This is a genomic window from Prosthecobacter sp. (assembly GCF_044236155.1).
Classification (GTDB): domain Bacteria; phylum Verrucomicrobiota; class Verrucomicrobiia; order Verrucomicrobiales; family Verrucomicrobiaceae; genus Prosthecobacter.
Map to the genome: position 1 here is coordinate 87,768 of NZ_JBIIHA010000021.1, position 12,697 is coordinate 100,464.

Annotated in this window: 12 protein-coding genes and 1 pseudogene; 9 read left to right on the plus strand and 4 right to left on the minus strand. The window is 60.1% G+C overall.

The genetic code is table 11. The features are described from left to right. The first annotated feature begins 38 nt into the window (after positions 1-38). The 8 genes from ACILSE_RS16930 to ACILSE_RS16965 all read left to right on the plus strand — a co-directional run bounded on the left by ACILSE_RS16930 (position 39) and on the right by ACILSE_RS16965 (position 7,710). Positions 39-1,016 carry an ArsR/SmtB family transcription factor gene (locus tag ACILSE_RS16930; protein ID WP_395718604.1) on the plus strand — a complete coding sequence of 326 codons (978 nt, stop codon included), beginning with the start codon at positions 39-41 and terminating at the stop codon, positions 1,014-1,016. A gap of 63 nt (positions 1,017-1,079) precedes the next feature. Further along, the gene (locus ACILSE_RS16935) at positions 1,080-1,640 is read left to right on the plus strand and encodes a hypothetical protein (protein WP_395718605.1); all 561 of its coding nucleotides are present in this window, start codon (positions 1,080-1,082) and stop codon (positions 1,638-1,640) included. Between the two features lie 10 nt (positions 1,641-1,650). Next, positions 1,651-2,580: a hypothetical protein gene (locus tag ACILSE_RS16940; protein ID WP_395718606.1), complete on the plus strand. Its 930-nt coding sequence runs from the start codon at positions 1,651-1,653 to the stop codon at positions 2,578-2,580. A 78-nt stretch (positions 2,581-2,658) separates the two neighbouring features. Further along, positions 2,659-3,882 carry a tetraacyldisaccharide 4'-kinase gene (gene lpxK / locus ACILSE_RS16945; protein WP_395718607.1) on the plus strand — a complete coding sequence of 408 codons (1,224 nt, stop codon included), beginning with the start codon at positions 2,659-2,661 and terminating at the stop codon, positions 3,880-3,882. After that, positions 3,882-4,706 (plus strand): formate dehydrogenase accessory sulfurtransferase FdhD, encoded by an 825-nt coding sequence (gene fdhD / locus ACILSE_RS16950; RefSeq protein WP_395718608.1) that lies wholly within the window; start codon positions 3,882-3,884, stop codon positions 4,704-4,706. The genes lpxK and fdhD overlap by 1 nt, the downstream gene beginning before the upstream one ends. Further along, a complete protein-coding gene (locus tag ACILSE_RS16955; RefSeq protein ID WP_395718609.1) occupies positions 4,703-5,125 on the plus strand; it encodes a hypothetical protein in 423 nt (140 codons plus the stop codon). Before fdhD ends, ACILSE_RS16955 begins: the two co-directional genes overlap by 4 nt. Next, the gene (locus tag ACILSE_RS16960) at positions 5,122-6,228 is read left to right on the plus strand and encodes a cysteine desulfurase family protein (protein WP_395718610.1); all 1,107 of its coding nucleotides are present in this window, start codon (positions 5,122-5,124) and stop codon (positions 6,226-6,228) included. Before ACILSE_RS16955 ends, ACILSE_RS16960 begins: the two co-directional genes overlap by 4 nt. Positions 6,229-6,267: 39 nt before the next feature. Continuing rightward, entirely contained in the window at positions 6,268-7,710 is a 1,443-nt protein-coding gene (locus ACILSE_RS16965; protein ID WP_395718611.1) for a trypsin-like peptidase domain-containing protein, read from the plus strand. Between the two features lie 72 nt (positions 7,711-7,782). Here the strand turns inward: ACILSE_RS16965 and ACILSE_RS16970 are convergent, their stop codons facing one another. From ACILSE_RS16970 to ACILSE_RS16980, 3 genes are all read right to left on the minus strand, one after another. Continuing rightward, entirely contained in the window at positions 7,783-9,072 is a 1,290-nt protein-coding gene (locus tag ACILSE_RS16970; RefSeq protein ID WP_395718612.1) for an MFS transporter, read from the minus strand. A gap of 81 nt (positions 9,073-9,153) precedes the next feature. Further along, complete coding sequence (locus ACILSE_RS16975) at positions 9,154-9,819, minus strand: response regulator (RefSeq protein WP_395718613.1); 666 nt, start codon at positions 9,817-9,819, stop codon at positions 9,154-9,156. Next, positions 9,816-10,916, minus strand: coding sequence for an ATP-binding protein (locus ACILSE_RS16980; protein WP_395718614.1), 1,101 nt, complete (start codon positions 10,914-10,916; stop codon positions 9,816-9,818). Before ACILSE_RS16980 ends, ACILSE_RS16975 begins: the two co-directional genes overlap by 4 nt. 165 nt (positions 10,917-11,081) lie before the next feature. On the opposite strand from ACILSE_RS16980, the gene ACILSE_RS16985 reads away from it, so the two are divergent. Beyond that, on the plus strand, positions 11,082-11,309 hold the full coding sequence (locus ACILSE_RS16985) for a hypothetical protein (RefSeq protein ID WP_395718615.1): 228 nt from the start codon (positions 11,082-11,084) through the stop codon (positions 11,307-11,309). Positions 11,310-11,460: 151 nt separating this feature from the next. Here the strand turns inward: ACILSE_RS16985 and ACILSE_RS16990 are convergent. Next, positions 11,461-12,519: pseudogene (locus ACILSE_RS16990) on the minus strand (porin). Positions 12,520-12,697 lie beyond the last annotated feature (178 nt).

Here is a 12,697-nt window from a genome sequence, read left to right on the forward strand (position 1 = left end):
ATTGATGAATCATGATGCGTTGATACGATGGCTTAGCCTTGGCTTCGATCCTCAAATCCCTCAGCCTCATCGCCGATCCCACACGGGTGCGGCTGCTACTGCTGCTGAAACAGGAGGAACTCAGTGTGGCGGAGCTGCAGGAGGTGCTCTCGCTGCCGCAGTCGAACATTTCCGCCCAGCTCGCGAAGTTAAAGGCTGCCGGGTTGGTGAGTGACCGGCGCAGTGGGAAGAACCGTCTTTACCAGATCGAGCAACCGAATGCGAAAGATCAGCCGGTCCGTGAGAATTTCATGGCCTTGGTGGATGCTGCGGGAAGCGAGCTGCGGGAGGCGATGAAGGATGCCGAGGCCCTCAAGGTGGTGTTGCGCAAGAGGGCGCAAACAGCACAGGCGTACTTCGACGCGCTGGCGGGCAAGTTCGGCCGTCACTACATCCCTGGCCGTTCATGGAAAGGGTTGGGAGAGACTTTGCTGAAGCTCATGCCGCCACTGATCATCGCTGATCTTGGGGCTGGCGAAGGCACGCTGTCGCAATTGCTCGCCCAGCGGGCGAAGAAGGTCATCGCGGTCGATAACAGCGAGAAGATGGTGGCTTACGGTGCCGAACTGGCGCACAAGCATGGCTTCACGAACCTTGAGTACCGCCTGGGTGATATCGAAGCACCGCCGATCCCGCCCCTGAATGTGGACCTCGTGTTCCTGAGTCAGGCGCTGCATCATGCGCAGAGTCCGGATAAGGCGCTGAAAGCTGCGTTCACGATCCTCAAGCCCGGCGGACGCATCGTGGTGCTCGATTTGCTGAAGCATCAGTTTGAAAAGGCGCGTGAACTTTACGCGGATGTGTGGCTCGGATTCTCTGAAAGCGACCTGCATGACATGCTGGGCAGGACAGGCTTCAAAAAAATCGAGACCAGTGTGGTGCATCGCGAAAGCAAGAGCCCGCACTTCCAGACGATCCTGGCTCTGGCCGAAAAAGAAAATCGCCTCAGCTCTGCGGGGCACTGGAGCGGCTCGTGACATGCCACATGAGCAAAGAAGTGCTTGATGCCCCGCCGTGAAGGCGTTTTCTGATTCTCAGTGATGCTTTTTCGCCTGTCCAAGCCGTTCCAGCACAGGTGCATTTTGTTCTTCGGAACGGTGCATTTGATCTTCCTGGCAGTCTCCATCCTGCCGCGGGAATGGACGGACGGGAGCGTTCCCGGGAAGCTGTCTCGTGGCTACGAATATGTCACGACCTGCCTGCAGGACTGGTCGATGTTCAAGACGATCCCAAACGTGCATCGTCTCAATGTGCACCTCACAGTCGCCAGTCCGGGCAAGCCGGTTCATCGGGTGGGGATGAGGGTGCCGGGGCTGCTTCCCTTTCCGCAGCCTGAACACGCGCGATACTGCAACTGGGTCACGCTGGTCCTGCACCGCGACGAGCGCAGCGACCAGAGAGAGCCCTACATGAGACAGGTGGCGGCGGCACTGCTGAAAACCGGGAAATACCCGCCCGAGACCCTTTTCCAGCTTGATTGCGAGACTTGGTACACCCGCAGTCTTCTCGGTGTCAGGAACTTGCGGGAGATCGCTGTCAAAAAAACCACCACCATGGGGCCGTTCAAGCTGCGCGACCTAGCCCCTGCGGCACAACCCTGAGAATCCACTCATGCCAGCCAGAATCCGCCAATTCCTGGAAGGGCTGCTTCTGGCACCCGCCGATGGGCGCATCTATGCGTGTGTGCGCATTGCCTTCTCGCTGGCCGCTTTGATCAATCTCGTGATGCTCTGGCCTGACCGCGAGTTTTTCCTGACAGACGCGGGCATGATCGACCAGGAAGTCACGCGCAAGGCTTACCTCTGGCCCTACCTGACCGTCTTTGACTGGTGCCGTGATGCAGGATCGGTGTCCGTCGTCATGGTGGTCGCCGGAGTCGCGCTGGTGTTTCTCCTGCTGGGCAAGATGCAGCGCGTCGCGGCGCTGGTGGTGTATGTGTGGCATATCTCCTACGCGGCCCGTGCTGTGAACGCTCTATGCGGATGGGACCTCGTCCTGCGTTGCATCTCCTTCCTTGTCCTCTTGTCTCCGCTGCCTGCAGTCTGGTCCCTGGACAAGCCTCGTGAGAACGACTCTGTGGCAAGGTCGTATGGCCTCACCTTGATGCGCGTCCAGCTCCTGGTCATCTACTGGCAGACCGTCCTGGACAGGCTGGACAGCCCGTTCTGGCTCAGCGGAGAATTCATGGGCTACTATCTGCTTTCGTATTACGCACGCTGGCCCGCCGTGTGGGTTGTGGACTTCGATCTTGCTCTGCGGGTGGTCACCTATCTCATCCTCATTGTGGAGGTGGCGCTGCCGCTGCTGCTCTTCAGCCGTCGCTGGCACAGGACGGGGATGCTCGCCGGCTTTGTCCTGCATTTCGGCATCTTCCTGACATCCAACAATCTTTTCATGTTCTTCATGGCCATGATGGTTTTGTACCTCGCCTTCCTGCGCAGCGAGGACGTGGACCTGATGACGCGGCTGGCCAAACGCCTGCTCGGCGCACGAGTTCCGGCTCAAGCTATGCCGGGCGGAAAGCGTTCGTCGCGTTCATGAATGGACACGGCTCCAGAGCCGCAAACATCAAGGCGTCTCGTTTGACGCGGCACGGTTCCCCGCCTCCTATGGCAGGCAGTGAGAGACACTCTGGAAGACCTCGAAAACTTCGTCATCGACGTGGTGATCAACAACCGCCGCGGCATTCGTGCGTCGTTGCTGCGGTTGGTCTTCCGTGGACTTTCAGGCATCTACTCGGCAGCGGTGCGCACGCGGCTTTACCTGTACCGTCACCGCTACATCCATGACCACCACCTGGGTGTCCCCGTCATCAGCGTCGGCAATCTGACCGTCGGTGGCACGGGCAAGACGCCGGTCGTGGAGATGCTGTCCAAGGCGCTGCATGAGCACGGCCGCCGCGTGTGCATTCTCAGCCGCGGCTACAAAAGCAAGCGTCAGAAGAAGCTGCCGTTCTCCAAGAAAATGGCCGCGAAACTCGGGCTGATCCCAAAACCCGCCGAACCGCTGCCGCGCATCGTGTCCGATGGCGAAAAAGTGCTGCTCGACTCGCATAACGCAGGCGATGAGCCCTTCATGCTGGCGAAGAACTGCCAAGGCATCCCGGTCGTGGTGGACAAAAACCGTGTGAAGGCCGGTGCGCATGCGATCAAGACTTTCGGCGCGGACGTTCTCATTCTGGACGACGGTTTGCAGTATCTACGCCTCAAACATCGCCATGACATCGTGCTGATCGACAAGACGGCACCCTTTGGCAGCAACGGCTACATGCTGCCTCGCGGCACCCTGCGCGAGCCGCCACGCAGCCTGCGCCGCGCCAGCTACATCTTCATCACCAAGTCCGACGGCGACACCGAGGACATCATCAAGCAGATCCGCCGCTACAACCGTGCCGCCGAGATCATCGAGTGCCGCCATCGCGCCATGCACTTCGAGGACATCCACACCGGTGAGCGCATTCCCATCGACGGACTGAAGGATAAGTTCGTCGGTGCGCTTTCAGGCATCGCCGTGCCGGAGAGTTTTGAGAACGGCTTGCGCAAACTGGGCGCGAAGATCGAGGTGATCGCCCGCTTCGCCGATCATCATCGCTTTCATGGGCCGGAGCTGCGTCAGTTCGTCGATCGCTGTGAACGTCGCGATGTGCACTGCATGGTGACGACGGAAAAGGACTACGTGCGCTTTCCGAAGATGCCGAAGTCGGACATTCCGTTCTATTTCATGCGCGTGGAGATCGAGATCATCCGTGGACGTGAGATCTTTGACAAGATGGTGCGCCTCATCGCAGAGCCACGCCGTGTGCCTGCAGGAGTGTTGCCAGCCGATTTCATGGAGGCGTCGTGATGAGCACCGCCCGTCCAGCCATCGCGGAGGTGCAGGTGCGCAAAGTGAATGTCTCGGGCGCGACGCATGAAGTGGCGGACGTGACCGCTACGGAGGAACCGCTCGAAATCCGTGTCGAAGGCCGCTCTGTGGCCGTGGTGATGCGCACACCCGGCCACGATGAGGAACTGGCGGCCGGGTTTCTTGTCAGCGAAGGCGTCGTGCAGCGGCCGCGTGACATCCTTGAGGTCTCGCAATGCCCGAGCACGGGCAACAAGCATGGCAACATTGTCGATGTGTTGCTCGGTGGTGCCGTGGTGAACTGGGATTCGCTCACACGGCATGTGTTCAGCGCCTCAAGCTGTGGTTTGTGTGGGAAGACGAGCATCGAGAGCGTGTTTCAGCAGTTTCCAGCCGTGAAAGGCGGCTGGCAGGTCACACCGGCCTTGATCGCGTCATTGCCGGACAAGCTGCGTGCCGCGCAGGAGACGTTTTCGAAAACCGGCGGCCTGCACGCCAGCGGTTTGTTTGATCTCGACGGCAATTTGGTCGTTTTGCGTGAAGACGTCGGCCGCCACAACGCGCTCGACAAAATTCTCGGCCATGCGCTCATGAATGGCATGTTGCCGCTCGATCGGCACATCCTGCTCGTCAGCGGCCGGGTGTCGTTTGAGATCATCCAGAAGGCCCTGGCAGGTGGAATCGGATTGGTGGCCGCCATTTCGGCTCCGAGCAGCCTCGCCGTCGATTTTGCCCAAGAAGCCGGGCAGACTCTCATTGGTTTCCTGCGTGGAGAAACGATGAATGTTTACACCCATCCCGAACGCATCAATCTCCAGCCATGAAACCTGCTCATTTGATTGTCTTCGTGATCTGGGGCGCTCTGTGCTCCTCGCTGCTCGTTTATGCCGCGATGCTCAGTAGCAACACCTTCATTCCAGGAAAGGCCGATGCCTCCACACTCAGCAACGTGATCGCCCTGGCCGCCGGCAGTGCCGCGGCGTTGAGTTTTGTGCTGCGGAAGCTGCTGCTGGGTGGTTTCACATCTGGAAAGCTCAGCACCGATGATCCGGCCAATCGCGGACGTTTCGTGGCCGGCAACGTGGTGCTTTTTGCGCTGAGTGAAGGCGTTGGCGCGCTCGGTTTCGTCAATGGCATCAGCAACAACGGCAAAAGCGACGCCTGGCTGCCTTACATCGGTCTCGCGTTCATCCTGATGCTCGCGCACATCCCGCTGCCATCGCGTTTCAAGTCCGCAGCATGAACGGCTATTTCGATCACAACGCGACCACCCCGCTGCATCCCGCCGCTCGTGAGGCCTGGCTGCGTGCGAGCGACAAGCACTGGCACAACCCGTCCAGTCTCTATCGCGATGCCGGGCTGGCCGCTCAGCAGCTCGAATCGGCTCGTGAACGACTTGGAACGCTGCTCGGTATCGAAGCGGAACGCCTTGTCTTCACCAGCGGGGCCACGGAGTCGAACAACGCGTTGATGGCGTTGTTTGATCAGGTTGCGGTTTCATCCATCGAACATCCCAGCGTGCGAATGGCGGCAAGAAATGCTGTGGAGCTGCCTGTGAACGCGAATGGCGTCGTGGAACCGGAGACGGTGCAGTCGCTCATCGCCACAAAACGGCCAGCCTTGGTCTCCGTGATGGCTGCGAACAACGAAAGCGGCGCCTTGCAGCCCTGGCGGAAGATCGCGGCGCTCTGTCGCGGGCAAGGCGTGCTGTTTCACACCGACGCGGCGCAGTGGATTGGCAAACTGGACGCAGCCAACCTCGGCGAATGCGATTTCGTCACCGGCAGTGCTCACAAGTTCGGTGGCCCGAAGGGCTGCGGGTTTATCGTTCTGCCTGCGGACGATTCGAAGTTGAGCTTCCTGCGCGGCGGGCCGCAGGAGAACGGCCGCCGGGCCGGGACGGAGAACTACCCGGCGGTTGAAGCGATGGTCACGGCCTTGGAGACGATCACACCGCGGCTGCGTGAAATCGAAATGCAGCAAAGCCAGCGGCGCGATGCCTTCATCGCCGCCATGCGCTCTCGATTTGAAGATCTGCGTGTGATCAGTGAGTCCGCGCCGCGTCTTTGGAACACGGTGCTGATGGTCATGCCCGCGCATCACAACCTGAAATGGCTCACCGCTCTGTCGCGGCGTGGTTTCAGCATTTCCACCGGTTCGGCATGCAGTTCGGGCAAGGAGGGCTCGTCTGTCGTGGTGACCGCGCTTGGAGCCAGCGCGGATGAATTGCGGCGCGTGGTGCGCATCAGCAGTGGCTGGGACACCAGCGCGGAGGACTGGCAGGCGCTCACGGAGGCATTTGGGGAGGCCTGGGCGGAGCTGAGCCGCGGTGGCAGGCCGCAGTAGCCGGTTGCTCATCAGGTGATCTTGCTTAGTCTCGCCGCCATGAACAGGCGGAACTTTTTTCTCGTCGCGCTCATGCTTTGCGCGCCCGTTTCAGCGCGTGAATGGCGCAGCACGGACGGATCGCGCACGGTGGAGGCCGAGTTTGCCGGGCTGAAGGAAGGCAGGCTCCTGCTGAGGAGCAAGGATGGCAAAACGGCCGTTTTCCCGGCGACAGCCTTCTCCGCGGAGGACCAGCAGTTCGCTCAACAGGCGCAGGTGACGCTGGAGGCGGCGGTGAACGCGAAACCGCTGAACTTTGAGGTGAATCAAATCCTGCAGGAGGGCCTTCTCTGTCGTGTGGTGAACGAACTCCCGGCGCAGAAAGGCATCTGGGCGGCCTCCGGCGCATCGTTTCTCGTGCTGCCTTCCAGCGAGGTGCCGGCGGAGCGAGGCGCGCGCTTGCTGGCCAGGACGCTCTACCACGCGGGCACACGCACTTTTCAGGCGCTCGACGGCACAACATCACTGATCAACGCCTACAGCCTGAATCTTGACGAGGCGGTGACAGCAGCGCTGCAGATTCAAATCTCCAGCGGGGGTGATCCGGCGAAACAAGCGCCGCTGATCGTGGAGCCTCTGATGGAGAAGGTCGTTGTGCGCGGCCTGGGCCTGCCGGTCGGGAAAGGCTACTTCATCACCGACGCGGCCTTTGCGGAGGGAAAGCATCCGGTGGCAATCCATCACGAGGGAAAAGATGTTCCGGCGAATGTCGTGAAACTGGACTCGAAACGCGGCCTCGCGCTACTGCAATGCACGGCGATCCCGACGCAGGCTGGCACGTTCCTCGCCCGCGATGGAGCGACGTTCGGGCAGGGCATCTTTGTGGCCTCGATGACGCTGAATCCTTCCCGCCGCGGCTTTGAACAGGTGACGATGACCACGGGCATCGTGGGCCGATTGATTGATTCCACGCGTTTCCAGCACGACGCTCCGCTGGTGCCGGATGCCGTGGGCGGCTTCGTGCTCAGCGAGCGCATGGAGGTGCTGGGCGTGTTCTTTTCGCCCGAGACACGCAGCCTGGGCAAGCAAAGCTCCTCATCCTCCGCAGTCGCTCCGCCCGAGCCGCGAGGGATCACCGAATGCCATCGCAGCGAGCTCCTGGACGAGATGCTCGGAGACAGCAGCAAGGGGAAACGCCTGCCCGGAGTGCCCGAGCTGCGCCGTGGCAGTCTCGGCAGTGACAAACAAGGCGTCGCCGACCTGCTGCGCAAATCATGCGCGCTGGTGGTCTCCAACCGGGAAATCATGAAAACGCCGCCTGCCAGCACCGCGACTTCTAGCAAGCCAGCGGCCGGTGGCGGATCAGGCGGTGGAAACGCGCCACCTGCGGGAAAAAGCCTGAGCTCTTCCGGCATCCGCCACAACTCAGGCTGCCGTTATTTCAATCCCGCGAAGCTCTGCCAGCCCGGCGAAGGCACGCCATGCAAGATTTGCGGCGGGTGAGAAAACGGGATGAGTTATGAGTTAGGAGGTTACGTGTTGTGGGCAACACGCCTAACTCTTCACTCCTAACCCTTAACCTTCTCGTTTCGGCCGGATCATGAGCACAATCATCAGCGAGACGACGCAAACGAGGGCGAAAACGCCGAAGATCATGTTCAGCGGCACATGGCGGTCGGACATCACGCCAAAGCCCCAGTCCGCCACACCGCCGCACATCATGCTGACGAAGTTCATGATGCCGTAGCCCGTCGCACGCATGTCAGGGCGCACGATCTGGCTCAGGATCGGCATGTTGTTGCAGTCGAAAAAACCCCAGCCGACGCCGAAGAGAACCAACGAGGCGACGGCGAGGGCGAAGGAGTTCAGCGCAGGCGCGTTGCCAACACCGTACATGGCGGGGATGATGAGCATCATGCCTATGGCGCTGACATAAATGCGCCCGCGCTGGCTGCGACGCATCCAGCGGTCCGCCAGCCAGCCGCCGAGAATCGCGGACAGCAGCGCCGCCGCCTGCCAGTAGAGCGAGGCGGACACACCCGCCTTCCCCTGGCTGATGTTGAAGGCTTTTTGCAGGATCGCCGGCATCCAGTCGCGCACGACCCAGGCGGCGAGCGCCGGGAGTGTGAAATAAAGCACCAGCAGGATGAAATTGCGATTGGTGAGCAATTCTCTCGTGGTTTCGATGATGTTATCCAGCGCTTGAATGAATTTGTCGATCACAGTAGTCTTGATTGGTGCTGCCTGTTTCACGACCTGAATCGGCACATCGCGCAGCAGGAACAGAAGCGGAATGGCGTAAAGGATGCCAGCCAGTCCGGTGAAGTCGAACATGGAACGCCAGCCGAGATCCGGAGAGTCGGCCACAAATCCGGCGAAACCGCCGGTCATCACCCCGCAGTAAATGCCCATCTGATGCACACCCACGGCCCGCGAACGCGTGCCGCCCGTGTGATAGTCAGCGATCAAGGCCAGCGCCGCTGGAATGTAAAACGCCTCGCTGATACCCATCGCCGTGCGCGCCCAGTAAAGCTCGTTGAAACTGCCCACATGCCCGGTGAGCCATGTGATGAGCGACCACGCGAACAAACTGCCGCAGATCGTCAGCTTGCGGCTGAAACGGTCGGCGATGTAGCCGCCGATGGGGCTGAAAATGGCATACACCCATTTGAACGACGCCAGCATGTGCCCCCAGTTTGCCTCGCTGCCGATGTCCTTGATCTCGCCCATCACGGACACCTTCATCGACGCGATCATCTGCCGGTCGAGGTAGTTCAGCAGCGCCACAGGAAAAAGCAGGCCCACCACAAGCCAGGCGCGACGTGAGAGCGAAGATGAGTCGTCAGTGGTTGGAGACGCGGACATCCAGCCATCAATCACATTACGCGTGGCAAGGAAAGCCTGATTTCATGCACGGATTTGATGCGCGCATGATGAAAGCCGGTTTCACTCCACCTCCAGCCGGTAGCCGATGCCTGGCTCGTTCACGATGCGGATGCCGCGGTCGCCGAGTTTTTTACGGAGGTGGTTGATGTGGACGCGCAGGCCTTCGCTTGGGTCGCTCGACTGGCCGGGCCAGACTTGCTTCACGATCTGGTTTTGCGTCACGATGCGGCCCGTGTGCTCGGTGAGCACGCGGAGCAGCGCAAACTCGGTCGGAGTGAGTTTGAGGGCTTCATCGTCGATTTGGGCCTCGTGATGCAAAAGATCGACTTTGAGCGGTCCGGCGATGATTTCGGGCGTGTGGCGCGGGCCGCGGCGGCGCTGGATGACGTCGAGTCGCGCCAGAAGCTCCGCGCTGCCAAAAGGCTTCGTCACATAGTCATCGGCACCGATTTCGAGAGCCTGGACCTTGGTGGCCTCTTGATCACGCACACTCAAAATCAGCACCGGCACATCGCTCCACTCGCGGAGGCGTTTCAGCACATCCAGCCCACCGATGCCCGGCAGGCCCAGATCGAGCAAAACGACATCCGGACGATGAAACGCGGCCTCTTGCAGCCCGCGCTGGCCTTCATCGGCCTCGCAGACCTCGTAGCCGCGCGATTCCAGCACCATGCGCAACAGGCGGCGCATCTGCTGTTCGTCGTCGATGATCAGGGCTTTGCTCATGGCTGGCGTGTTTTGACCGGCAGGCTGAAAATGAACTCCGCGCCGCCTTCCGGATGATTGCGCACCGTGATGTCACCTTTCATGGCCCGCATCAAGCCGCGAGAAATAGCCAATCCTAGCCCCGTGCCGCCCGCAGGCGCTCCCGAGGCTCTCGCGAACTTTTCGAACACACGCTCTTCCATGTCCGGCGGCAGACCGGGGCCGTGATCGCGCACGCGCAGTTCCAAAGCCTGATTCTTGAGTTCCACGCCAATCTCGATCTCACTGCCCGCCGGTGCATGCTGCGTGGCGTTGTGCAGCACATTGGCGAGCGCCTGCGAGAGCAGCCTGTTGTCGAGCTTCAGCAGTGGCAGGTTTTCGGCTCCGGTGATGCGCAGCGGATGCGGCGAAAGCTCGCGCTGCAGCGGCGTGATGGCTGCGTGAAGCACATCGCCGATCTCGCACCAATCGGGCGAGGGCTTCACGGCATCGGATTCGACTCGGGTGATCTCCAAAAAGTTCTCCACGATGCGTTGGAGCCTCCTTGTGGCCGTCTCGATCTCCGCCGCGAAGGGATTCGCCGTGCCGAGGCCGTCAATTGCCGTGCGGATGATGGCGATGGGCGTCTTCAGCTCGTGCGACACACTATCGAGCAGCGTGCGATGCAGTCTCTCGGCCTCCGCAGCGAGCTCGGCGCGATGTTTGGCCTCTTGAAGCTGTTCCTGCTCGCGATGGTTCTTCTCCAACGCCGCCTCTCGCTCGCGAAGCTGCGTGATGAGATGGCCCATGCTGAGCGCCACGACAAAGAACATGCCAAACATGACCACATCCTCCGGCTTTTCGATGTGAAAGGTAAATCGCGGCGGGATGAAGATGAAATTCCACACCAGTGCGCTCACCACACCCATCGCCAGCACCGGCCCACGATTCCACCGCGTGCCCGCGAGCACGATGGCCAGCAGAAACACCAGCGCGGAAAACGTGGAGCCCGTGTAAGGCAGAAGCACCCAGCACACCGAGGCCAGCACGAAGAGAGTCGTCAGCCCCCAGCTAAACTGGCCGACGACAGCCACCGGTATTGGCTGGCGAGGTTTTGAAGATGTGGATGGATCACTCATGCTCATAGACTGCGCTTGAACTGCCTTCCTGCTAGTAAACAGGGGTAATCATGGAGTTAAGAAGGTGTGAATGCCTCATTGAGCAGGCGGCGGATTTGGATTTTGTCGTCGATGATGGGGGCTGTCATGGAAAGTGGTCCATACACTCCTCTGTGGGGTGCGAGCGTGCCCAGAACCGCACAGGGGACTGTGCAGACCGCTTTGCCAACTGCATCGTGGCGTTTCGATTTTTCCACTCGGCGAAGAAATGCCGATGAAGGGGACGAGGCTGCCGCCGAGGCCATTGACGAGCAGGTGGCGCTGCATGACGGCGGTGGCACCGATGGCGCAATACGTCACGCCTTTGAGCGCGTTGAAGATGATGGCACTCAAGATTTTTTCTTTTCCTTTTAATCGAACCTTTGTGGAGACGGGTAAGGGTGTCTGAGGCTCGTGGCTTGCGCCTTGCCACGGCCTTCGGCGGCGGCTTCGGCGTGAATGGCAAACAACACGGTGAACCACAGCCAGACTGAAAGCTGAATGATGCAGCCGTGGGTGAAGATGGTTAAGGGAAGCGGATGGAAAGGGATGCCATCAGCGAAGTGTCATTGCGAACAAGCGAACCTCCGTGCTGGAAGGCTGGCATGCCGTTGTAGAGATGCCGCGCCTCAATGCGGAACAGGATGTTTTTGTGAATCTGGCGGTCCACATTGAAGGAGAAGCCCGTAAGCGCCGTGCCGTTTTGAAGGCCGACAATGGCGCCTGCGCCGTCGTTGTAGTGCTCGACGCGGAAGGCCGTGGCCCAACGATCATTCAGCTTCCAACGAACAATCATGTTTGGAGACCACCAAGTGTCATACCCGGCGGTGGCGCGCTCCTGCCAGCCGATGTCGAAGCCAAGGAACAGGCTCACGGAACGCGTGAGCGCCACCTGGGCGAAGAGGTTGTTGAAATAGCGCATACGACGCTGCTCGTCAGGAAACTCGCTTCCGACATAGGTGCTCCAGTTTAGTGTGAGTCGATCATGCGACTTCCACGCGACCTTGGTGCCGAATCCCGGCAGGCTGTTGCCATCCAGCGGCTGGATGCGCTGCCAACCATGGAGGATAAAGGCGGCCAGTTCCCATTGCTCATCCGGTTTCCAGGTCAGGCGGCCACCCGCGAGGTAGTAGGGCGAGTTTTCCGCCATGATGCTGCGACTCAGTGTGGGATTGTCCGCGGAGATCGCGCTTTCAAAACCGATGTGAGAGGTGAAGACGCCGAGGTCGAGCCAGAGTGTGCGGCTTTTATTCAAAGCGAACCCGGCATAGGCCTCTTAGATGTGCTGAAGGGCATCGGGTTCGATGGCCAGGTTTTCCTGCGAGTAGGTGCCCGCCATCAGGCCGAGGCTGGCGCGATACCAGCCGCCATCGAGATCCGCCTGAATGAGGGCGAGATTTACCGCGGCCTCATCTGTCGTGGTGAGATTGTAAAGGAAGCCTGGACGGCGGTCGGACGCGTAGTTGTTGAAGCTGTGTCCGTAATAAGTGTCCAGAAATCCTTTGAAGGTCACCTTGGGCGTATCTGAGATCGCCGAGACAGCCAGAGATGCGAACAGGAGCAGGCTAAGAAAAGTGGTTTTCATGTTTAGTGATACTGAAAATGATGGCGGGACTTGATCTGAAGAGTTTGTCCTAGCCTAGGGCGTGTTTTAAAATTGTACAGATAGAGCAACTGGTGTAGCGAGAAGAATGGAATTACATCCAAGCTATCAGTTGGCGGTGCCCAAGCTGGCCCGTGTTATAAGAGCCATAGATTCCTAA

Excerpts from the sequence above, each read along its gene's own strand:
- ACILSE_RS16935 (WP_395718605.1), top strand. The coding sequence starts at position 1,080 with ATGCTTTTTCGCCTGTCCAAGCCGTTCCAGCACAGGTGCATTTTGTTC.
- ACILSE_RS16940 (WP_395718606.1), top strand. The coding sequence starts at position 1,651 with ATGCCAGCCAGAATCCGCCAATTCCTGGAAGGGCTGCTTCTGGCACCC.
- fdhD (WP_395718608.1), top strand. The coding sequence starts at position 3,882 with ATGAGCACCGCCCGTCCAGCCATCGCGGAGGTGCAGGTGCGCAAAGTG.
- ACILSE_RS16955 (WP_395718609.1), top strand. The coding sequence starts at position 4,703 with ATGAAACCTGCTCATTTGATTGTCTTCGTGATCTGGGGCGCTCTGTGC.
- ACILSE_RS16960 (WP_395718610.1), top strand. The coding sequence starts at position 5,122 with ATGAACGGCTATTTCGATCACAACGCGACCACCCCGCTGCATCCCGCC.
- ACILSE_RS16965 (WP_395718611.1), top strand. The coding sequence starts at position 6,268 with ATGAACAGGCGGAACTTTTTTCTCGTCGCGCTCATGCTTTGCGCGCCC.
- ACILSE_RS16970 (WP_395718612.1), bottom strand. The coding sequence starts at position 9,072 with ATGTCCGCGTCTCCAACCACTGACGACTCATCTTCGCTCTCACGTCGC.
- ACILSE_RS16975 (WP_395718613.1), bottom strand. The coding sequence starts at position 9,819 with ATGAGCAAAGCCCTGATCATCGACGACGAACAGCAGATGCGCCGCCTG.
- ACILSE_RS16980 (WP_395718614.1), bottom strand. The coding sequence starts at position 10,916 with ATGAGTGATCCATCCACATCTTCAAAACCTCGCCAGCCAATACCGGTG.